Annotated in this window: 20 protein-coding genes and 1 tRNA gene; 14 read left to right on the top strand and 7 right to left on the bottom strand. The window is 64.8% G+C overall.

Going from position 1 to position 17044, the window contains the following annotated elements:
• The first annotated feature begins 33 nt into the window (after positions 1-33).
• Positions 34-717, top strand: a complete 684-nt coding sequence (locus tag AC5P7A_RS10835; protein ID WP_004136763.1) for a response regulator transcription factor — start codon at positions 34-36, stop codon at positions 715-717.
• Between the two features lie 25 nt (positions 718-742).
• The gene (locus AC5P7A_RS10830) at positions 743-2167 is read left to right on the top strand and encodes an ATP-binding protein (protein WP_014645620.1); all 1425 of its coding nucleotides are present in this window, start codon (positions 743-745) and stop codon (positions 2165-2167) included.
• An 85-nt stretch (positions 2168-2252) separates the two neighbouring features.
• On the opposite strand, the gene AC5P7A_RS10825 is transcribed toward AC5P7A_RS10830, so the two are convergent.
• On the bottom strand, positions 2253-3044 hold the full coding sequence (locus AC5P7A_RS10825) for a M90 family metallopeptidase (protein WP_495220132.1): 792 nt from the start codon (positions 3042-3044) through the stop codon (positions 2253-2255).
• Positions 3011-3295 carry a hypothetical protein gene (locus AC5P7A_RS10820; RefSeq protein ID WP_046428091.1) on the bottom strand — a complete coding sequence of 95 codons (285 nt, stop codon included), beginning with the start codon at positions 3293-3295 and terminating at the stop codon, positions 3011-3013. Before AC5P7A_RS10820 ends, AC5P7A_RS10825 begins: the two co-directional genes overlap by 34 nt.
• Before the next feature lie 144 nt (positions 3296-3439).
• Here AC5P7A_RS10820 and birA point away from each other — a divergent pair, with 144 nt between their 5' ends.
• The 4 genes from birA (at position 3440) to AC5P7A_RS10800 (ending at position 6273) form a co-directional block, all read left to right on the top strand.
• Positions 3440-4408, top strand: coding sequence for a bifunctional biotin--[acetyl-CoA-carboxylase] ligase/biotin operon repressor BirA (gene birA, locus AC5P7A_RS10815; protein ID WP_046428093.1), 969 nt, complete (start codon positions 3440-3442; stop codon positions 4406-4408).
• Positions 4405-5136 (top strand): type III pantothenate kinase, encoded by a 732-nt coding sequence (locus tag AC5P7A_RS10810; protein WP_495220131.1) that lies wholly within the window; start codon positions 4405-4407, stop codon positions 5134-5136. The genes birA and AC5P7A_RS10810 overlap by 4 nt, the downstream gene beginning before the upstream one ends.
• A 9-nt stretch (positions 5137-5145) precedes the next feature.
• Positions 5146-6000, top strand: coding sequence for an SPOR domain-containing protein (locus AC5P7A_RS10805; RefSeq protein ID WP_126411618.1), 855 nt, complete (start codon positions 5146-5148; stop codon positions 5998-6000).
• A 197-nt stretch (positions 6001-6197) separates the two neighbouring features.
• Positions 6198-6273: transfer RNA gene (locus AC5P7A_RS10800), tRNA-Thr, on the top strand.
• 79 nt (positions 6274-6352) lie between these two features.
• Here AC5P7A_RS10800 and AC5P7A_RS10795 read toward each other — a convergent pair.
• Positions 6353-7090, bottom strand: a complete 738-nt coding sequence (locus AC5P7A_RS10795; protein ID WP_227863858.1) for a hypothetical protein — start codon at positions 7088-7090, stop codon at positions 6353-6355.
• Positions 7087-7353, bottom strand: a complete 267-nt coding sequence (locus AC5P7A_RS10790; RefSeq protein ID WP_227863859.1) for a helix-turn-helix domain-containing protein — start codon at positions 7351-7353, stop codon at positions 7087-7089. The genes AC5P7A_RS10795 and AC5P7A_RS10790 overlap by 4 nt, the downstream gene beginning before the upstream one ends.
• A gap of 88 nt (positions 7354-7441) precedes the next feature.
• On the opposite strand from AC5P7A_RS10790, the gene AC5P7A_RS10785 reads away from it, so the two are divergent.
• The 5 genes from AC5P7A_RS10785 (at position 7442) to AC5P7A_RS10765 (ending at position 13077) form a co-directional block, all read left to right on the top strand.
• Complete coding sequence (locus AC5P7A_RS10785; RefSeq protein WP_227863860.1) at positions 7442-8686, top strand: DNA cytosine methyltransferase; 1245 nt, start codon at positions 7442-7444, stop codon at positions 8684-8686.
• A gap of 366 nt (positions 8687-9052) precedes the next feature.
• Positions 9053-9346: a helix-turn-helix transcriptional regulator gene (locus tag AC5P7A_RS10780; RefSeq protein ID WP_495220130.1), complete on the top strand. Its 294-nt coding sequence runs from the start codon at positions 9053-9055 to the stop codon at positions 9344-9346.
• A 3-nt stretch (positions 9347-9349) separates the two neighbouring features.
• The gene (locus AC5P7A_RS10775) at positions 9350-11722 is read left to right on the top strand and encodes a bifunctional DNA primase/polymerase (RefSeq protein WP_495220129.1); all 2373 of its coding nucleotides are present in this window, start codon (positions 9350-9352) and stop codon (positions 11720-11722) included.
• Positions 11723-12317: 595 nt separating this feature from the next.
• Positions 12318-12839, top strand: a complete 522-nt coding sequence (locus AC5P7A_RS10770; RefSeq protein WP_495220128.1) for a hypothetical protein — start codon at positions 12318-12320, stop codon at positions 12837-12839.
• Entirely contained in the window at positions 12832-13077 is a 246-nt protein-coding gene (locus tag AC5P7A_RS10765) for a hypothetical protein (protein WP_227863864.1), read from the top strand. The genes AC5P7A_RS10770 and AC5P7A_RS10765 overlap by 8 nt, the downstream gene beginning before the upstream one ends.
• A 25-nt stretch (positions 13078-13102) precedes the next feature.
• Here AC5P7A_RS10765 and AC5P7A_RS10760 read toward each other — a convergent pair whose 3' ends face one another.
• The gene (locus tag AC5P7A_RS10760; protein WP_227863865.1) at positions 13103-13384 is read right to left on the bottom strand and encodes a CRISPR-associated protein Cas2; all 282 of its coding nucleotides are present in this window, start codon (positions 13382-13384) and stop codon (positions 13103-13105) included.
• Positions 13385-13698: 314 nt separating this feature from the next.
• Here AC5P7A_RS10760 and AC5P7A_RS10755 point away from each other — a divergent pair, with 314 nt between their 5' ends.
• Positions 13699-14424, top strand: coding sequence for a hypothetical protein (locus tag AC5P7A_RS10755; protein ID WP_495220127.1), 726 nt, complete (start codon positions 13699-13701; stop codon positions 14422-14424).
• A complete protein-coding gene (locus tag AC5P7A_RS10750; protein WP_227863867.1) occupies positions 14417-14698 on the top strand; it encodes a hypothetical protein in 282 nt (93 codons plus the stop codon). Before AC5P7A_RS10755 ends, AC5P7A_RS10750 begins: the two co-directional genes overlap by 8 nt.
• A 97-nt stretch (positions 14699-14795) precedes the next feature.
• On the opposite strand, the gene AC5P7A_RS10745 is transcribed toward AC5P7A_RS10750, so the two are convergent.
• Together AC5P7A_RS10745 and AC5P7A_RS10740 are read right to left on the bottom strand one after the other, a co-directional pair.
• Entirely contained in the window at positions 14796-15296 is a 501-nt protein-coding gene (locus tag AC5P7A_RS10745; protein ID WP_227863868.1) for a hypothetical protein, read from the bottom strand.
• Positions 15293-16360, bottom strand: coding sequence for an AAA family ATPase (locus AC5P7A_RS10740; RefSeq protein ID WP_227863869.1), 1068 nt, complete (start codon positions 16358-16360; stop codon positions 15293-15295). The genes AC5P7A_RS10745 and AC5P7A_RS10740 overlap by 4 nt, the downstream gene beginning before the upstream one ends.
• A 122-nt stretch (positions 16361-16482) precedes the next feature.
• Between AC5P7A_RS10740 and AC5P7A_RS10735 the strand changes: the two genes are divergently transcribed.
• Entirely contained in the window at positions 16483-16998 is a 516-nt protein-coding gene (locus tag AC5P7A_RS10735; protein WP_227863870.1) for a hypothetical protein, read from the top strand.
• The last annotated feature ends 46 nt before the right edge of the window (positions 16999-17044 follow it).

The following is a 17044-nucleotide window of genomic DNA, read 5'->3' as shown; positions in this document are numbered from 1 at the left end:
TCCGGGCCACACCCAGGACACTAGGGAGAGTTCATGCGTATCCTTCTGGTCGAAGACGAAGCCCCGCTGCGTGAGACCCTGGCAGCCCGGCTCAAGCGCGAAGGCTTTGCCGTCGATGCTGCGCAGGACGGCGAGGAAGGCCTCTACATGGGGCGCGAAGTTCCGTTCGATGTCGGCATCATCGACCTCGGCCTGCCCAAGATGTCGGGCATGGAGCTGATCAAGGCCCTGCGTGATGAAGGCAAGAAGTTCCCGGTGCTGATCCTGACCGCGCGTTCGAGCTGGCAGGACAAGGTCGAGGGCCTGAAGCAGGGTGCCGACGATTACCTGGTCAAGCCGTTCCACGTCGAAGAGCTGCTGGCCCGCGTCAACGCGTTGCTGCGCCGCGCCGCCGGCTGGAGCAAGCCGACCCTGGAATGCGGCCCGGTCGCATTGGACCTCGCCGCCCAGACCGTCAGCGTGGCCGGCAGCAATGTCGACCTGACCAGCTACGAGTACAAGGTGCTGGAGTACCTGATGATGCATGCCGGTGAACTGGTCTCCAAGGCCGACCTCACCGAGCACATCTACCAGCAGGACTTCGACCGCGACTCGAACGTGCTGGAAGTGTTCATCGGCCGCCTGCGCAAGAAGCTGGACCCGGATGGCGAACTGAAGCCGATCGAGACCGTGCGCGGTCGCGGCTACCGTTTCGCGATCCCGCGCAACGAGGGCTGAGCCGGCTCACCCTGGCGATAACACGATGTCCGGCCGTCTGTGGTTCTTCCGACGCTGGCGGCCGCGCTCACTGCAGGCGCGCCAGATGCTCGCCGCGTCCGTGGGCCTGGTGGCGTTCCTGGCCCTGGCCGGTTACGCGCTCGACGCTGCCTTCGCCGACACGGCGAAGGCGAACCTGCGTGAGCGCCTGAAGAACTACGCCACCTCCTACGCGGCCGGCATCGACTTCACCCGCGACCGCTCGCTGTACATCCGCGAGCAGCCGCCGGATTCCCGCTTCGACGTGCCCGGCAGTGGCCTGTACCTGCAGGTGGTGATGCCGCACGGCAAGGGCAATTCGATGTCCGCTGAAGGCCCGATGCTGCCCACCGTCGGCGGCGGCCTGCTGGCACCGCGCCAGGAGGTGTTCGAAGGCCCGCTGCCGATGATCCAGATCGATGGCAGCCAAGGCTCGGTGTACCGCTACGGCCTCGGCCTGGTCTGGGGCGCCGACGCCGATCCTGCCACCGAATTCCCGTACACCATCTATGTGATGGAAGACTCGCGCGCGCTGGGTGCCCAGCTGCGCGTGTTCCGTGGCCGCGTCTGGTTCTACCTGGGCGGCATCGGCCTGATCCTGCTGCTGCTGCAGACCGTCATCCTGCAGTGGAGCCTGCGCCCGTTGCGCCGGGTGATCACCGAGCTGACCAAGGTGCAGCGCGGCGAGACCGAGCGCATGAGCGAGCGCCACCCGCGCGAGCTGGAACCGCTGACCGACAGCATCAACGCCTTCATCGAAAGCGAGCGCGAGAACCTCGAGCGCCAGCGCAACACCCTGGCCGACCTGGCGCACAGCCTGAAAACGCCGATTGCCGTGTTGCGCACGCAGATGGACAGTGGTGCCGGCGACGGCGCGCTGCGTGAGGAACTGGACGTGCAGCTGCAGCGCATGAACAACCTGGTTTCGTACCAGCTGGCACGCGCGGCCTCGTCGGGCCACAAGCTGTTCTCCGCGCCGCTGCCGATCGAGTCCAACGCCGAGGAAATCGTGCGTGGCCTGGAGAAGGTCTACGCCTCCAAGGGCGTGCTGTGCGAGTTCGACATCGACCCGGCGGCACGCTTCCACGGCGAACCGGGCGACCTGCAGGAACTGCTCGGCAACCTGCTGGAGAACGCCTTCAAGTGGGCCAACCGCCGCGTGCTGTTGACCGCGCAGCCGCTGCCGGCCCCGAACGCGCGCCGCGCCGGCCTGCTGCTGGCGGTGGATGACGACGGCCCGGGCATTGCCCCGGACGACATCGGCAAGGTGCTGCAGCGTGGCGTGCGTGGCGACGAGCGCGTGCAGGGCCACGGCATCGGCCTGTCGATCGTGCAGGACCTGATCAAGGATTACCGCGGCGAACTGACCGTGGGCCGTTCGGCCGAACTGGGCGGCGCCCGCTTCGAAGTGCGCCTGCCGCCAGGGCCGTAAGCCTCGTTGATCGGTAGTGCTGGCCGCTGGCCGGCAACCAAGCAATGCCATCGAAGATCATGGGGTTGCCGGCCAGCGGCCGGCACTACCGCATTGCGATCCTGGGCGGCTCGCCGTAGAACCGTCGCAGCTGCGCCGCCACCTCCGGCAACGCCTGCTGCAGCAGATCCGGTGCCGAGAAGTGGTACTCGCTGGCCACCGCGAAGAACTCTTCCGGCGCCTCGGCCGCATACGGATCGATCAGCGTCTCTTCGCCTGCGTCCACCTGCGCACAGAACGCGTCGTAGGCGCGCTGGAACGTGCCCGCCCACTCGCGCTGCCATTCGCGCGGCAGCGGCGGCGTACCGTCCATCGCACCATCGAGCGCATCCAGCTTGTGCACCATCTCGTGCACCGCCACGCAGTAGCCCTCGTGCGGCGCCGCCAGGTCGGCCTGCACATCGGCCCAGGACAGGATCAACGGACCGCTGTCCCACGACTCGCCGATCAGCTCGTCATCCCACTCGTGCAGCACGCCAGCCGCATCCATGTGGCTGCGGTGCACGCGGAAGGCATCGGGGTAGACGATCAGCTGCGACCAGCCCTCCAGCCCCACCTCACCGAACGCCAGCAGCGGCAGGCAGCACAGCGCGGCCAGCAGCACGCCGTCACCGGCCTGCTGCTGCAGCTCACCGATCGGGGTGATGGTCTTCTCGTGCAGGAAGCGCGTGGCCAGTACGCGCAGGCGCGCGCGGCGTTCGTCGTCCAGTCCGTCCAGCCAGGCCGCGCGGCGGCAGGCGTGTTCCCACAGTGCATCGTCGATCGGCCGCGGCGTAGGCCGCAGCCACTGCAGCAACGACTTGATCAGCGGAACATTCCCGGCAGGTAGCTGTGCCACTTCGGCGCACGGATGCGCTGCAGCACGTCATCGTCGCTGCCGCCGCCCCCGGTGCTGGTGGCACTGCTGGCCGCAGGGCGTACCGGTGTCGGCTTGGTGGTCGCAGCCGAGGCAGTCGCGGTCGGCGCGCGCTGCGAGGCGGCATCACCGTTGGAGGACACGCAGGCGCCGCGGCTGTCGTCCAGCGCTGCCGTCGCAGACGCCGCGAAGGGCATCATCAGCAGGATCAGGCAATGGGCATAACGGCGCATTGACGACATCCACGTTAAGGGAGGGTGAGTTCCCGATTCTAGCCCGAACCCGGCGCCCCGTTGGAAGCCCCCGCGGAACCCAGCGTGGCGGGCGTCGCTGGCGGCTTTCCCGCATAATTCCTGCCTGACTTTGTGGAAGCTGCCGTGGACGATCGCCAATTGCTGGCCAAACTCGCTGCCGGTCGCCTGTCCGGCGACGCCCTGGCCCGTGAGCTGGGCCAGACCCGTGCGGCTATTTGGAAGCGTATTCAAGGGCTTAGGGCCGCCGGTGTGGATGTCGAGGGCCGTGCCGGCGAGGGCTATGGCCTGACCCGCCCGGTTGACCTGCTGGACCCGGCGGCGATCCGTGGTGGCCTGCCGGCCGGGGTCCTGCCGCTGCTGCACGACCTGCAGGTGGCCTGGACGGTGGACTCCACCAACGCTGAATTGCTGCGGTGCAGCGCGCCCCAGCGCGGGGTCAGCGTGCTGCTGGCCGAACGCCAGACCGGTGGCCGTGGCCGTCGTGGCCGCACCTGGGCCTCGCCGCTGGCCGCGCATATCTACCTGTCGGTGCTGCGCCTGTACTCCGGTGGCCTCGGCCGCCTGGCCGGGCTGAGCCTGGTGGCCGGCATCGCCGTGGCTGAAGCGCTGCACGACCTGGGCTATGCCCAGGCACAGCTGAAGTGGCCGAACGACCTGATCGTCGATGGCAAGCGCAAGCTGGTCGGCCTGCTCGCAGAGGGCGGTGGCGAATACGCCGGCCCGGCGCGCGCGGTGATCGGCATCGGCATCAACACGCACATGCCGCCGTCGTTCGCCGAGCAGATCAGCCAGCCGTGGGTGGACCTGGACACCCTGGCCGGGAAGCCGGTGGACCGCAACGTGGTCGTTGCCGCCGTGCTGGCCCGTCTGCTGCCGGCGCTGGAGGAATTCGATCGCGAAGGCCTCGCTCCGTTCCTGCCGCGCTACGCCGCCTTCGACATGCTGGCCGGCCGCGAAGTACGCGTGGAACTGGACGGGCAGTGGCAGCACGGTACCGCGCTTGGCCTGGCCGATGACGGCGCATTGCGCGTGCGCATCGATGGCCAGGAGCGCCTGCTGCACGCCGGCGAAGTCAGCGTGAGGGCAGCATGAGCGATTGGTTGTTCGACCTCGGCAACTCGCGCTTCAAGTTCGCGCCGTTGCAGGGTGACCGTGCCGGTGACGTGCAGGCCTGGGCGCATGGCGCCGAAGGCATGGCCGGGCAGCCGCCGCACAGCCTGCCCAGCGGTACCACCGCGTTCGTGGCCAGCGTGGCCGCACCCTCGCTGACCAGCGCCATGCTTGACCAGCTGCAACGCCGCTTTGAAAACGTGCACGTGGTGCGCACCAGCGCCGAATGCGCCGGTGTGCGCATTGCCTACGCCAAGCCGGAAAAGTTCGGCGTCGACCGCTTCCTGGCCCTGCTGGCTGCCGCAAAGGTACAGCGCCCGGTGCTGGTGGTCGGCGTGGGCACCGCGCTGACGCTTGACCTGCTCGACGCCGACGGCCAGCACCATGGTGGCCGCATTTCCGCGTCGCCCACGACCATGCGCGAAGCGCTGCACGCCCGTGCCGTGCAGCTGCCGGCTACCGGCGGCGACTACAGCGAGTTCGCCAACGACACCGCCGATGCGCTGGCCTCCGGTTGTGATGGCGCTGCGGTGGCGCTGATTGAACGCAGTGCGCAGCAGGCGCACGCGCTGCTGGGCGTAGCGCCCTCGCTGCTGGTGCACGGTGGCGGCGCACCGGCACTGATGCCGTTGCTGCCGGGTGCCGACTACCACCCCTCGCTGGTGCTGGATGGCCTCGCCCGCTGGGCGGTGCACCAGCCCGCAGGCTAGTATCCGCGCATGCTGACCCGTGCCCTGATCGTCGTACTGGCCGTTCTCAATCTTGGCGTCGCCTGCTGGTGGCTGCTGCGCGATGCACCGCAGCCGCCTGCGCCTGCACCGCAACCGGCTGGTGTCGCCGAGCTGCGCTGGGTGCCCGGTGGCGCGGATGCCAATGCCGCAGCCGAGGCCACCGCCGCCGCCCCGACCGCACCGCTGATGGAGCGCGAACCGGCCGCGAAGACCGCAGTGGCTGCGACGCCCGCACCCGCGCCGGCCGTGCCGGCCAAGCCGGAAATTCCCAAGCCGCAGACGGCTGACGCTGCGCCGGTTGCTGCCGCCGCCAAGCCGGCAACACCGCCTGCACCCGTTCCGGCACCGGAAAAGCCCGTAACCCCGCCCGCGGCCGCCGAGCCGCCGCGCTGCGTCGCGCTGGGCCCGTTCGCCGACCGCGCTGCCGCGACCGGTGCGCAAGGCAAGGCCGGCACGCTGCTCAGCCAGGTGCGCCTGCGCGAACAGCCCGCTGCCAGCGGCAGCGCCCGTTACCGCGTGATGCTGCCGGCCGCCGCCAACCGTGATGAAGCGCAGGCCACCGTGAAACGTATCGTCGCCGCCGGCCTGAGCGACTACTACATTATCAGCCAGGGGGAGGAGGCCAACGCCGTGGCGCTGGGCCAGTACCGCAATCGCGAAGGCGCCGAGCGCCGCATGGCAGCGGTGCAGGCCGCCGGCTTCCAGCCGCGCCTGGTGGCCAGCGGCGACGCCGGCCAATGGTGGCTGGAAGGACAACTGGCGGCGGGCACGCAGCCGGCCCAGGCCCAGCAGCGCAGCGGGGCGGCACAGAGCCGGTCGCTGGAATGCACGCGGTTGCGCTAGAATCCCCGGACCGCGGCGATGCCGCCGGTGCACCACCCATGCCGCTTTAGCTCAGTTGGTAGAGCAACTGTCTTGTAACTCGGACGCGGTTGTTGTAGTGACCGGCCGGAAGGCTAAGCGCGGCAAGGCTTTAGGCTCGCCAGCGCGTAGACTGCGGGGAAAGCCGGACACGGTTTGAGCAAGAGAAGTACGACATCGCCGCTTTAGCTCAGTCGGTAGAGCAACTGATTTGTAATCAGTAGGTCGTCCGTTCGAATCGGACAAGCGGCACCATACGTTGGAACAAGAAGGCCGCGACTTTGCGCGGCCTTCTTGTTCCTCACCATTACTGCAGGTGTGGCCATGGCATGCCTTACGTTTTTTCTTTTGCCAAAGCGATGAGCTTGGAGAGTTCGCTCCATGACATTCCACTGACGGAAAATTCGATCTTGTCCGCGTCCTTCGGGATGTCATGGTCAGTAAAAATCTGATTGTGCTTGTAGTGCATCCTCAGTAGGCGGACATTTTCATCAGTCTCGCTTTTCCTTCGTGAGGCCTGCCGGAGGCGATCCCTAGCGTGAAGACCGGCTCCTTGAACAATCCATTCGATCTCGCCCTTCTCGTTCCGATCAGCCAGGTCCTGAACGTAGCCAATGAAGTCTTCTTCCCAATAACGAAATGAGAACTTCGTTCGAGACTTGTCCCAATGCTTCAACAAAATCAAGGATCGAGCATGCTTGAGATCGCGAGCGGCCATCTGGTCTTTGATTCGGCTCAGCATGTAGTTGAGAAGAAGGGCACCTTGATCTGCCGCCGTATTGCTATCGGAACGCATCCTTCTTACGTCTTCGACGTCACAGAATCTTTGCTCTTGAAGATCAACACGAACTGCCGAGGTGGCTTTAAAGAGAGTTTTTACCGAGTAACCAGTGTCCCCATCGACGATGTCAAAAAGCTCCTTTCGTTTTGACTTCGTGCCGACGGCCTCTTTCACAATTCGAATGAGGGTCTCAGCATCCTTACCATCTAGGTCAGTTGAGTAAGGCAACGCAAAGAATGTGCGCAGTAGCTCGCCCAAGTGAGTGACCTGCTCCTTGCTCAGGTAACTCATGCCGAGCCTCCGCCGCAGAAAGCCGGTGAGCCCAGGGGGAGCAGCAGTTCATGTGGCCGCACTTCGAGGCCGAGGGCTAGGCGGTGGATGTTCTCAAGAGTGATGTTCCGCTCGCCGCGCTCGACCTGCCCGAGGTAGCTGCGATCCAAGCCGCAGAGTAGAGCTAGACCCTCTTGGGTGACGTCTTTTGAAAGGCGGATCTCACGAACTCTCGCCCCGAATGCTTGGCGTACCTCAAGCTTCCAACCTTCTGACTGCTCCACCGATTGCGCTCCACGAAGGGAGCACCTATAGTTTACGCGAGAGGATCATGCGTCCACGGACTTTGCGTACCATTTCGAGGATTTTGAGTTGAAGCGTTTTCGCGTGGTTGACCTGTTCTGCGGTTGCGGTGGGATGAGTCGTGGATTTCAACGGACTGGACGATACGACGTCGAGTACGGAGTGGAGTTGGAAAAGCATCCTGCTGCGACTTTCGAAATGAACATCACGAACTCGCTCGGCAATCCCGCACGGGTCTATCAAGGCGACATTCTTGACCTGCTCAAGTCTAAGGATTCGCTATGGGAGGAGCTCAACGCTGCAGGCATCACGGGTCCCGGTCAGATCGACGTACTAATGGGCGGACCTCCATGCCAGGGATTCAGTCGAAATGGGGTGCGTAAGTACGGCGATGAGGGGCTTCGCTTCTATGACGACCCTAGAAATCATCTGTACAAAGCGTTCCTGGACATGTTGGATGCTTTGCGGCCGAAGATCGTTCTGATCGAGAACGTCAGAGAGTTTCTTAACTATGGGGGCGGGAAGTTTTCTCGAGATCTTCTTCAAAGACTGGACGAGTTGGGATACACCGCAGATTACAGAAAGGTTTGTGCGGCCGACTATGGAGTGCCGCAGATTCGTCACAGGGTGTTCTTTGTTGCTGTTAACAGAGAGTTCGCGAACTTGGAAGTGGATCAGTTGCCATTTCCTGCGCCAAAGTTTCAGAAGATTGGTGGTCAGGCGTCACTTTTTGACGGGATGTCCTACCGTACAGTTCGAGACGCCCTTTGGGATCTTCCAAGTCCAACTTACGAGCACGGCGTTGCAATTCCCTACGACAATCGGAAGCGAGTGGGAGATTTCGCGGAAGAAATGAGATCTGCGGCAGGCAAGGTTACGAGCCATGTCGCGCGTGAGCTGAGCACGAAGACACGTGAACGTGTCAAGGCGGTTGGAACGGGTCGGATGAAGCACATTGACGACTCGCTCAAAACCAAGAAGTTCTATGGGAGCGCCTATCGTAGGTTGAGCTGGGATGAGCCCTCTCTCACGATAACAACATGGGTCTACCACGTAGGGTCGGGGAGATTCGCTCATCCTGTTGAAGATAGAGGAATCACGATGCGGGAGGCTGCGCGGCTTCAGAGTTTCGACGATGACTTCCGATTTCCGGACCTTATAAATCCAGTCTCCCAGATGATTGGCAATGCAGTTCCGCCTACCGTGGCGCAGTGCTTTGCTGAGGCGTTCCTGCAACTGCTGGATGGTAAGGTCAAGGCTGGCAAGGTGCGTTCGAGCCGCTCCTCCGCGACAAGGTCCAAAGCATTTGTGTAGTCGTTGCGATTTTGCATTTCGTGAAAATGCTGCGGTCTAGCAGATTGCGCGGCCGCACGGTCTCCCGGACTGGCCCGTATCGCGTCCGGGCGCATCGGCCTTGTCGCTGAGCCGCCCGGACCGTCCCGAGCCTCCTGGACTCACCGGGGTGACCGCACAAACGTTGGCATATTCGCGCGCCGGCTTGTTGCATCATGTGTCGTGTCGGCGCCACCAGCCGCCGACGCCGCCAGGCTTTCGGTGGCCCAAACAGCCGAGGCCCGCCCCGCCGACTGAGGGGAATCACGGATCCTTCTCTGCGACGCACAGCAGGCAGTCCCGACGCGGCACGTCGCCGCGCCGGGAGCCTGCCCGGAGTCACAAGAGATGGAAACGAACCTGCTCGCGGAGCTGCACTCGCTGCCCGACGCCGCCCTGCTCACTGCCGACGAGGCCGCGCAGTTCCTGCGCCTCAAGTACAAGACGCTAGCCTGGTACAGATGCCAGGGCGTCGGCCCGAAGTTCTCCCGCGTCGGCCCGGAGCTGATCCGCTACCGCGTGGGCGACCTGCGCGACTACGCGAGCGGGCACGCGATGGGGGACGGAGTGCATCGCGCCGCCCAGGCCGCGCTCGCCGGCCGCCGCCGTGCCGCCAGCCTTCGCAAGAAGTCGGAGGGCTGACCGATGGTCGCACAAGAAAACACCCACGGCGTGCTAGACCGTGGGCGCAAGGTTACAACCGACCGGGAGACGGAGCCTGCCAGAGCTCACGGGATCAATGATGCCGAGCGGCGCCCCGCCGACACGCCATCATTCGACGACGCCGAGTTTTTGGTCCGCGCCGGCTACGAGCTGGTCCCCCTGAGGGGTGGCAGCAAGGCGCCGAGGGATCGTGACTGGCCGAACCGCCGCTACGACCCCGCCGCCGTGCTGGCCGAGGCGCGAGCCCGCGGCGGCAACCTGGGCGTGCGGCTTCGCGCGACCGACCTGGTCGTGGACGTGGATCCGCGCAACGGGGGCGACGACTCGCTCCGCGCGCTGGTCGCCGACACTGGCCTCGACCCGGGCGGATGCCCGCACGTCGCGACTGGCGGAGGCGGGCACCACTACTACCTGCGGAAGCCGGAGGGGCTCGCAACTGTCGGCATGCTGTCGAAGTACCCCGGAATCGACTTCAAGAAGCAGGGCGGGCAGGTGGTCGCCCCCGGCTCGCTTCACCCCGAGACCGGGCGCCGCTACGAGTCCGAGTTCTGGATGCTCGGCCCGGACGAGACGCCCAACGCGCCGGACGCGCTGCTCGAACTGCTGCGCGTCCGCCAGGTCGAGATGCCCGAGGGAACCTGCGACGCCGACAGGTGGGGCGAGGTCACGCCGGAGCAGCTCGCCGCCGCGCTGGCCGACCTGCCGCCCGACAACTACGGCGAGGGCACGCACGACGACTGGTTCCAGCTCATGTGCGCATGCCACCACGCGACCGCGGGCGCGGGCCGTGAGGAGTTCATCGCCTGGAGCACGCAGGCCGCAGGCTACGGCGATCATGCCGAAAGCATCGGCTATCGCTGGGACTCGCTCGCGTCCCGCACGGGCCAGGGCGGCAGGCCGACCACGGTACGCCACCTGCACCAGGTGCTCGCGAGGCACGGCATCGGCATCCCTCACGGGGCGCCAGAGGATGACTTCGACGCATACGAAGATCCGGCCGAACTCGGCCGAGGCGTGGACGACGCGGCGCTGCGCGAGCCGCCGAGGCCCGAAGGCAAGGCCGCCGTCCTGGATGAGATGAACGCCCAGCACTGCGTCGTCATGGAAAACGGCAAGTTCCGCGTCTTCACCGAGGAGTTCGACCCGGTGCTCGGCAGGCACTTCTACCAGCGATCCACCAAGGAGGACTTCCAGAACCTGTACTGCAACAGCTTCGTGGAGCAGGTCAACGACAGGCCGACGACGCGAGCGCAGTTCTGGCTCAAGCACCCGCAGCGGCGCCAGTACAAGGGCGTCATCTTCGACCCGTCGGGCGACCACGGCGGCTGGCTGAACCTGTGGCGCGGCTGGGCTGTCGAGCCGGCGCCGGGCGACTGGGCGCTGCTGGACCAGCTCATCCGCGAGGTGCTGACCGACGGCGACCCGCAGGGCCACCGCTACGTGCTGAACTGGATCGCCGCCATGTTCCAGCGCCCGTCCGAGGCCGCCGAGGTTGCGATCGCGTTCAAGGGCGCGAAGGGCACGGGCAAGGGAACGCTCGGCCGCGTACTCCAGCACATCGCGGGGGCGCACGGCCTGCACATCAGCTCGCCGGAGCACATCACTGGTCGCTTCAACTCGCACCTGCAGAACTGCATCTGCCTGTTCGCCGACGAGGCGTTCTGGGCGGGCGACAAGTCGGGCGAGGCGAAGCTCAAGGCACTGGTGACGGAGCCGACGGTCGCCTACGAGGGCAAGGGCCGCGACGCCGTGATGGGCAAGAACCTGATCCACATCGTCATGGCGTCCAACTCCGACTGGGTGGTCCCCGCTGGCCTGGACGGCGAGCGGCGCTTCGCGGTGTTCGAGGTGAACGACTCCCGCAAGGACGACCATGGGTTCTTCGACGCGCTGAACCGCCAGCTCGACGAGGGCGGCCGCGCGGCCTTCCTGCACGACATGCTCGCGCGCGACATCCGGGGCTGGCACCCGCGCAAGGACATCCCGCAGAACGGCGCGCTCGCCGAGCAGAAGCTGCGCGGCATGGACGTCGAGTTTTCCTGGTGGTACTCGCTGCTGTATTCGGCCGAGCTGCCCGGCTACGACGAGGGGCGGGACTGGGAGGCAGGCGAGGTCGAGCTCGACAAGGTCGACCTGTACGACAGCTACCTGGCGTTCGCACGCAGCCGCACCAGACACCCGAGGCCGCTGCCCGGCTTGGCGAAGGTGCTGCTCGCAAAGGTTGGCGTTGAATCGCGGCAGATCAGGAGCGGCACCCGAAAGGACAAGCGCGTGTACGCCGTCCCCGCACTCGACCAGGCGCGCGCCACGTTCGCCGAAATCGTCAAGGCAAGCCCCTCGCAGCTCTGGGGCTGAAGGAGCACGGCATCAATACCGTGCGACGCGCGGCGCGTCGCACGGCTTCTCTTTGCTCGTTTTGCTTTTCGGATCATGCGCTTAGGTTTCGGCGAACGATCTGAACGATTTTTTCGGCTCCGAAATCGTTTTAGGATTTTCGGAGCCACGCAGACCCCGCCGACGCCCCAGACAGTCGCGGGGAGATGACCGATTCGTTGTCGGTGAGAAATATGCTGTGCATGTTGTTCAAGTTGTTCATAGATCAATAAAGCTAAGTAAAACAAAGAAAAACAACGAACAGCTTTGCGCACGGATTCCGAGTTGCCCTTGAGAAAGTCGTGCTGCGCGTCGAGTGCGGGAGTCGGCGTGGACTGAGCCTGGCCGAGCGCGGCGAGCGTGGCGACCGATGCGGGGAGCGCGGCTGATCGTCCTTCCGACCGTGTGCGTTCTGTCCCTCGCGCGCGAGGCGAACAGGCCGAGCGCTCCCCACCGACGCACGCCACCTAATCAGGCATCGGATGGCCGACGCCATCCAAGCCGTTGATCCGACTGCTTGAACGATGGCGTGCCTGCGCGCGTAAGCACGACACGATCACGCCGTAAGCCATTTTTCATGGAGGCGGCGACCGTGCCATCTGTCCCCAACTCGTTCTCGCCCGAGCGGCGCGAAGTGTTCTTCCAGGTGCTGGAGGACACGTGCTCGCCCAAGCAGGCCGCTGCGGCGGCCGGCATCAGCAGGCAGACGGCCTTCTACCACAAGGCCAACGACATCGAGTTCCGCACCCGGTGGGAGAAGGCCATCGAGGTCGCTCTGGACGCGCTGCTGGACGAGGCGTACAGGCGCGCCGCGATCGGCTACGACGAGCCCGTGATCCACGGGGGACGCCTCGCCACCACCGCGGACCCGCAGACCGGCGAGGAGAGGCCGCTCACCGTGCGCAAGCACAGCGATAGGCTGCTGGAGGTGCTGCTCAAGTTCCGATACGGCGAGCAGATGGCCGACCGGCTGAGCGTGAAGGTCGAGGACACGGGTCTGTCGGCCGACGCCCTGCTGGCGATGCCCGCCGACGAGCGCGCCCAGCTGGTGGCGCTGCTCTCCAAGTACAACGCGAATAGGGAGCAGGACGATGAGTGAGAACCTGACGGTCGCCGAGGTGGTGCAGCGCGCGGCCCAGATCGACGCCATGCTGGACGCGATCAAAGACACGGCACCCGACGCGGTCCAGGCGATGGGCGGGCGCGACGCCTTGGCCCGACGCAGCGAGATGACCTGCATCGGCCCGGTGCCGCGCCTGGACGCGGACGAGTGGGAGCGCATGTCGCAGGAGTACGAGGCGCGGCGCGAGCATGGCAGCATCAACCGCGGGAGCTAGTCACAGCCACCCAGTCAATACCCTCCTATTTGAACCACTGATCCTTGATGTGGTTCGAGACCTCGTCACTCAGGTTCTGCCAAGCTGCATTGTTGTTGGTGGCATCTGCCACGAACAGGGAATCGTTGCGGTCCATCGTTGCCCAGACTTTATCAACGGCCTGGGCTGCCGTGTAGTTGGAATTGACGTACCAGACGGACTTATGGACCTTTGCCCACGAGCCTAGGGCTTTGATCGCATCAATAACCTTCGAGTAATCCTGCCCTGGGCTGTACAGGTCGTAAGACACAATCAGATTGTTCGCCATTCGTTGTCTCCCCCTGTGCGCATCGGTTCGATGCAGCTAGATGAAACCATGGGCGCGTCGCAAATCCTGCGACGACTTCAGCCCTCTAACATTCCATCGGCGGGCGGCGCCACGCCAAGCCCATGATCCGCAAGCCGCAGTGACGACGGCAGCTTCGAGGGAAACACGTCCGGAGAACGATGGCGTTCGCGGCCAGCGCACCCCGACACATTGAACGCATCCGGTCAGCGCATTGGCGCGCAGACCACCCCGAGGCCGGGGATGCGCTCGTGACAGGCGACCGGAGGACCACAACCCACCGGAGCACACGAGCCATGAAGATCACCCTCAGCGACACGCCCCTCCTCAGCACCCAGCAGATCGGCGAGCTCGCCTCGACCCTGGACCTGCTGCACAAGCGCACCCTCGCCGCCATCGAGCGGCTGAACAAGGACATCGCGACCCGCAAGCAGCAGATCGCCGCGCGCTGGAAGAGCGCCCCCGGCATCGGCATGGGGGACGTCGCGCGCTTCGCCGAGACCGAGACGCTCGCCACCGTCCGCGAGATCAAGGACAACTCCAAGGCCGAGCTCGACAAGATCATCAAGGACGCGGGCGCCCCGCACGCCCAGCTGGTCGGCCAGCGCCAGTTCTACGACTCCCCGGCGAAGGTCCTGGCCCGTGCGGCCCTGGGCGACCCGAAGCGCACCGAGTACCTCCAGCAGCTCCAGCACGCCGGCCCCGCCGAGCTCGGCCACATGGCCCAGGTCGCCGTCGGCACGCGCAACGTCGCCCTGGCCTCGGCCGTGCTGTCCCTGATCGACCGCATGCCCAGCAAGGACCGCCCGGTCGGCCCGGTCGAGCTGGCGTCGGCGATGAGGCAGGACGACTTCCTGAAGGTCCAGGAGTACATCAAGCTGGGCGACGCGCGCCTCCAGGGCATCCTGGTCGCCATCCGCGCCTGGAACGCCGGCAGGTCCAACCCGCTGAGCTCGGTCCAGCTGGCCATGCGCGAGCGGGACATCGACCACGACCTGATCGCGGGCGACGGCGATGACTGACCGACGCGCCCACTACCCGCCGTGCCACCCGGCGATGTTGGCGCTCGCGGCCCTGGTCGCGGCGATCCAGCACCGTTGCGACCCGTTCCCCGAGCTGGAGGCCGCCGCCGCCCGCAACGGCGTGGCCGTCGGCTCCGAGCAGTTCGACGAGGCCGCGGCGCTGGCCGGTCAGCCCTACTGCCGCGCGCTGGACCTGTACGTGGACCGCGAGACCAAGCGCCGGGCGGACGCCCTGGGGTCGGGGATGGCGCACCTGGCCTTCCTCCCGGTCTGATCCGAGCAAACCCGGCCGGGTTGGTTAGGTGCGCAGAGGGCAACGGGTGGCCCGGCCGTGTTTCGGAGGGGATGTCTTCACGGCATCCCCTTCTTTTTCATGATCCTTTTGGAGGATCACTCACTACTTGGGCATCGAAGGGTGGCGTTTCATCTACATCAGTGGCCAGAGGTGCGGGGTCGTCAGGGGACTTACGAAAGGCGTTGCCCTTGTGCGCTCTCGCGACTGACATCTCGACGATCCTCTCGATTACGCGCTCTGGCGTGTTCCATTTCATCACAAGTCGACCAGGATCCATTCCATACTCGGCAACGATGTCTCGAAGTTGATCCAGTGATAGCTTTTCGAGTGCGCTACGTAGGCCCGATTCGCTGTCGCGTGCGACCTGAACAGGATCGAGCACGGCAGGAGCGCGCCGATTCTTCCCGCGCTTTGCCTCGTTCGCATCCACTTGTCTTGGGCTTTCCGCTCTTGCTGACTTGCGCCTACTTGATGCCGAGTCCAAGGCGTCGGTAAGTGCAGCCTCGAAGTCGGGGTTGCGCTCCGCCTCCTCGATCACCACACGGATCAAGCGATTGAGTGTGTTTCTAAGACTCACGACTCTCCCTCCAGATCGCTCCAAATCTCCTGAGCCAACTCGATGAAGGTCGAGGTCAGGCCATTTGGATCGGAGCCGTACTTCTGCCTAAGCGTTCTTTTATGCGCGGTGTACTCCGCTGCCGCCGACGCTGTGTTGGTTTGCTTGATCTTCGTCGCGTACACATCGGGGAAGTTTGCATCCGTCTGGAGTTGCCTCAGTACGGTGTTGTGCACCGTCGAGTTGGCTTGGTACTTGGTGATGACGATACCTAACGGGTCAATCTCCTCACCAATTGCCTGTGCGAATTCACCAACGCGGGTCACGATCTGAGGGATACCGTAGGTCGAGAGGTGGTCAGGAATAGTCGGAATGATGTAGGCGTCCGACAGGCGTAGACCATTCAGAGTGACGATGCCCAAGTTCGGCGGGCAATCGACAATGACGATGTCGTAGTCATCCAGTCTTGATTTGACTGCCCGCCAAAGAAGTTCGACAGGGTTCACGGCGTAGAACTTCCCCGATGGCGCGGACGCGAGTTGATCCTGCACATCAATCAAATCCAGGCTAGACGGCAGTAGGTCGATGGTCCTGGCCTCATGGACATCGCCTACCCGCTTCTGAAGCGTGGCGTCCAGGTCGAACTTCTTTACATCAGGATTCATTGCGTCCTTAAACAACTGAGCGAGCGTGTGCCCTCGGTCGTTCAGCTCAAGCCACTTGTCTTCCCCAAGCAACATGATGGTTGCATTGGTTTGCGGGTCGAGGTCGATGACCAAGACCTTCTTCCGCATCTCTGCTGAGAAGACTTCTGCCAAGGCTACGGACGTAGTCGTCTTCGCCACACCACCTTTCAAGTTGATCGTAGAAATCACATGCGCCATCGGAGTATTCCTTTTGTTTCGCCTTAGCCAAGTTCGAATTTGCGATCGCCGGAAGATCGGCCCAGAACCTAGCTCCGTAACCGGAGTAGGGAAGTCGGCTGCCCGCACCCGCCAATTGGCGACTGCTTGACGCGACACCCCGGCTATCTCGGCGATCTCCCCTATCCCCACCAATTCATCGGTTTGTTCAGTCACGCTCATGCCCTGTGAACATCATTCACAGAATCAGTGTACAGCGTACACAGGGCTGGTCAAGGGGGGCTCCCGGATCGAGGGAACCGCGACCTAATGCCTGCGTGCCCACCAACGCTTAGGAGAACGCCATGAAGCTGGAAGAAAGGCCCACCAAGGAACTGCTGGCCCTGCACAACCGGATCGCTGACAAGCCCGCAGGCCCCAAAACCTTCGCGACCCGGGGCAAGCTCGTAACCAGGATCGAGCAGATCGCGGCCGACAAAAACATCGACCTCGCCTCGCTCGGGCAGCCGAAGAAGCCCAAGGCGACCGCGAAGCGCGCAGAGCCGAAGGCCGGCTTCGTCGAGACGCCCGAAGCGAACGAGAAAAAGCCGCGCGGGCTCGGCGTCGGTGCGCTCGCACGCGCGATCCTGATGGACCCAGCGGGCTACCCGCACGCGCTGGTGGCGGACATGGTCAACGCGCAGATCGAGGGCGCGGCGGCGACTGCAAAGAGCGTTCGCTGGTACGCCAACGACATGCGCAAGAAGGGCGTCGAGGTGCCGCCGCGTCAGAAGCACCACCCGGCCGACATGGATGAGAAGCAGTCGGCCGAGGCGCTGTCCACGGTTCGGGTGGTTGCGCCCGTGCCATCCGACGGCTGACTGCCTTCTCCCGCCGTGTGCGAAAAAGGGCCACCGTCGAGGTGGC

The sequence above is a fragment of the Stenotrophomonas sp. YJH_SMC_65 genome, from assembly GCF_059369475.1.
This window is presented reverse-complemented; position numbering and strand designations above follow the sequence as displayed.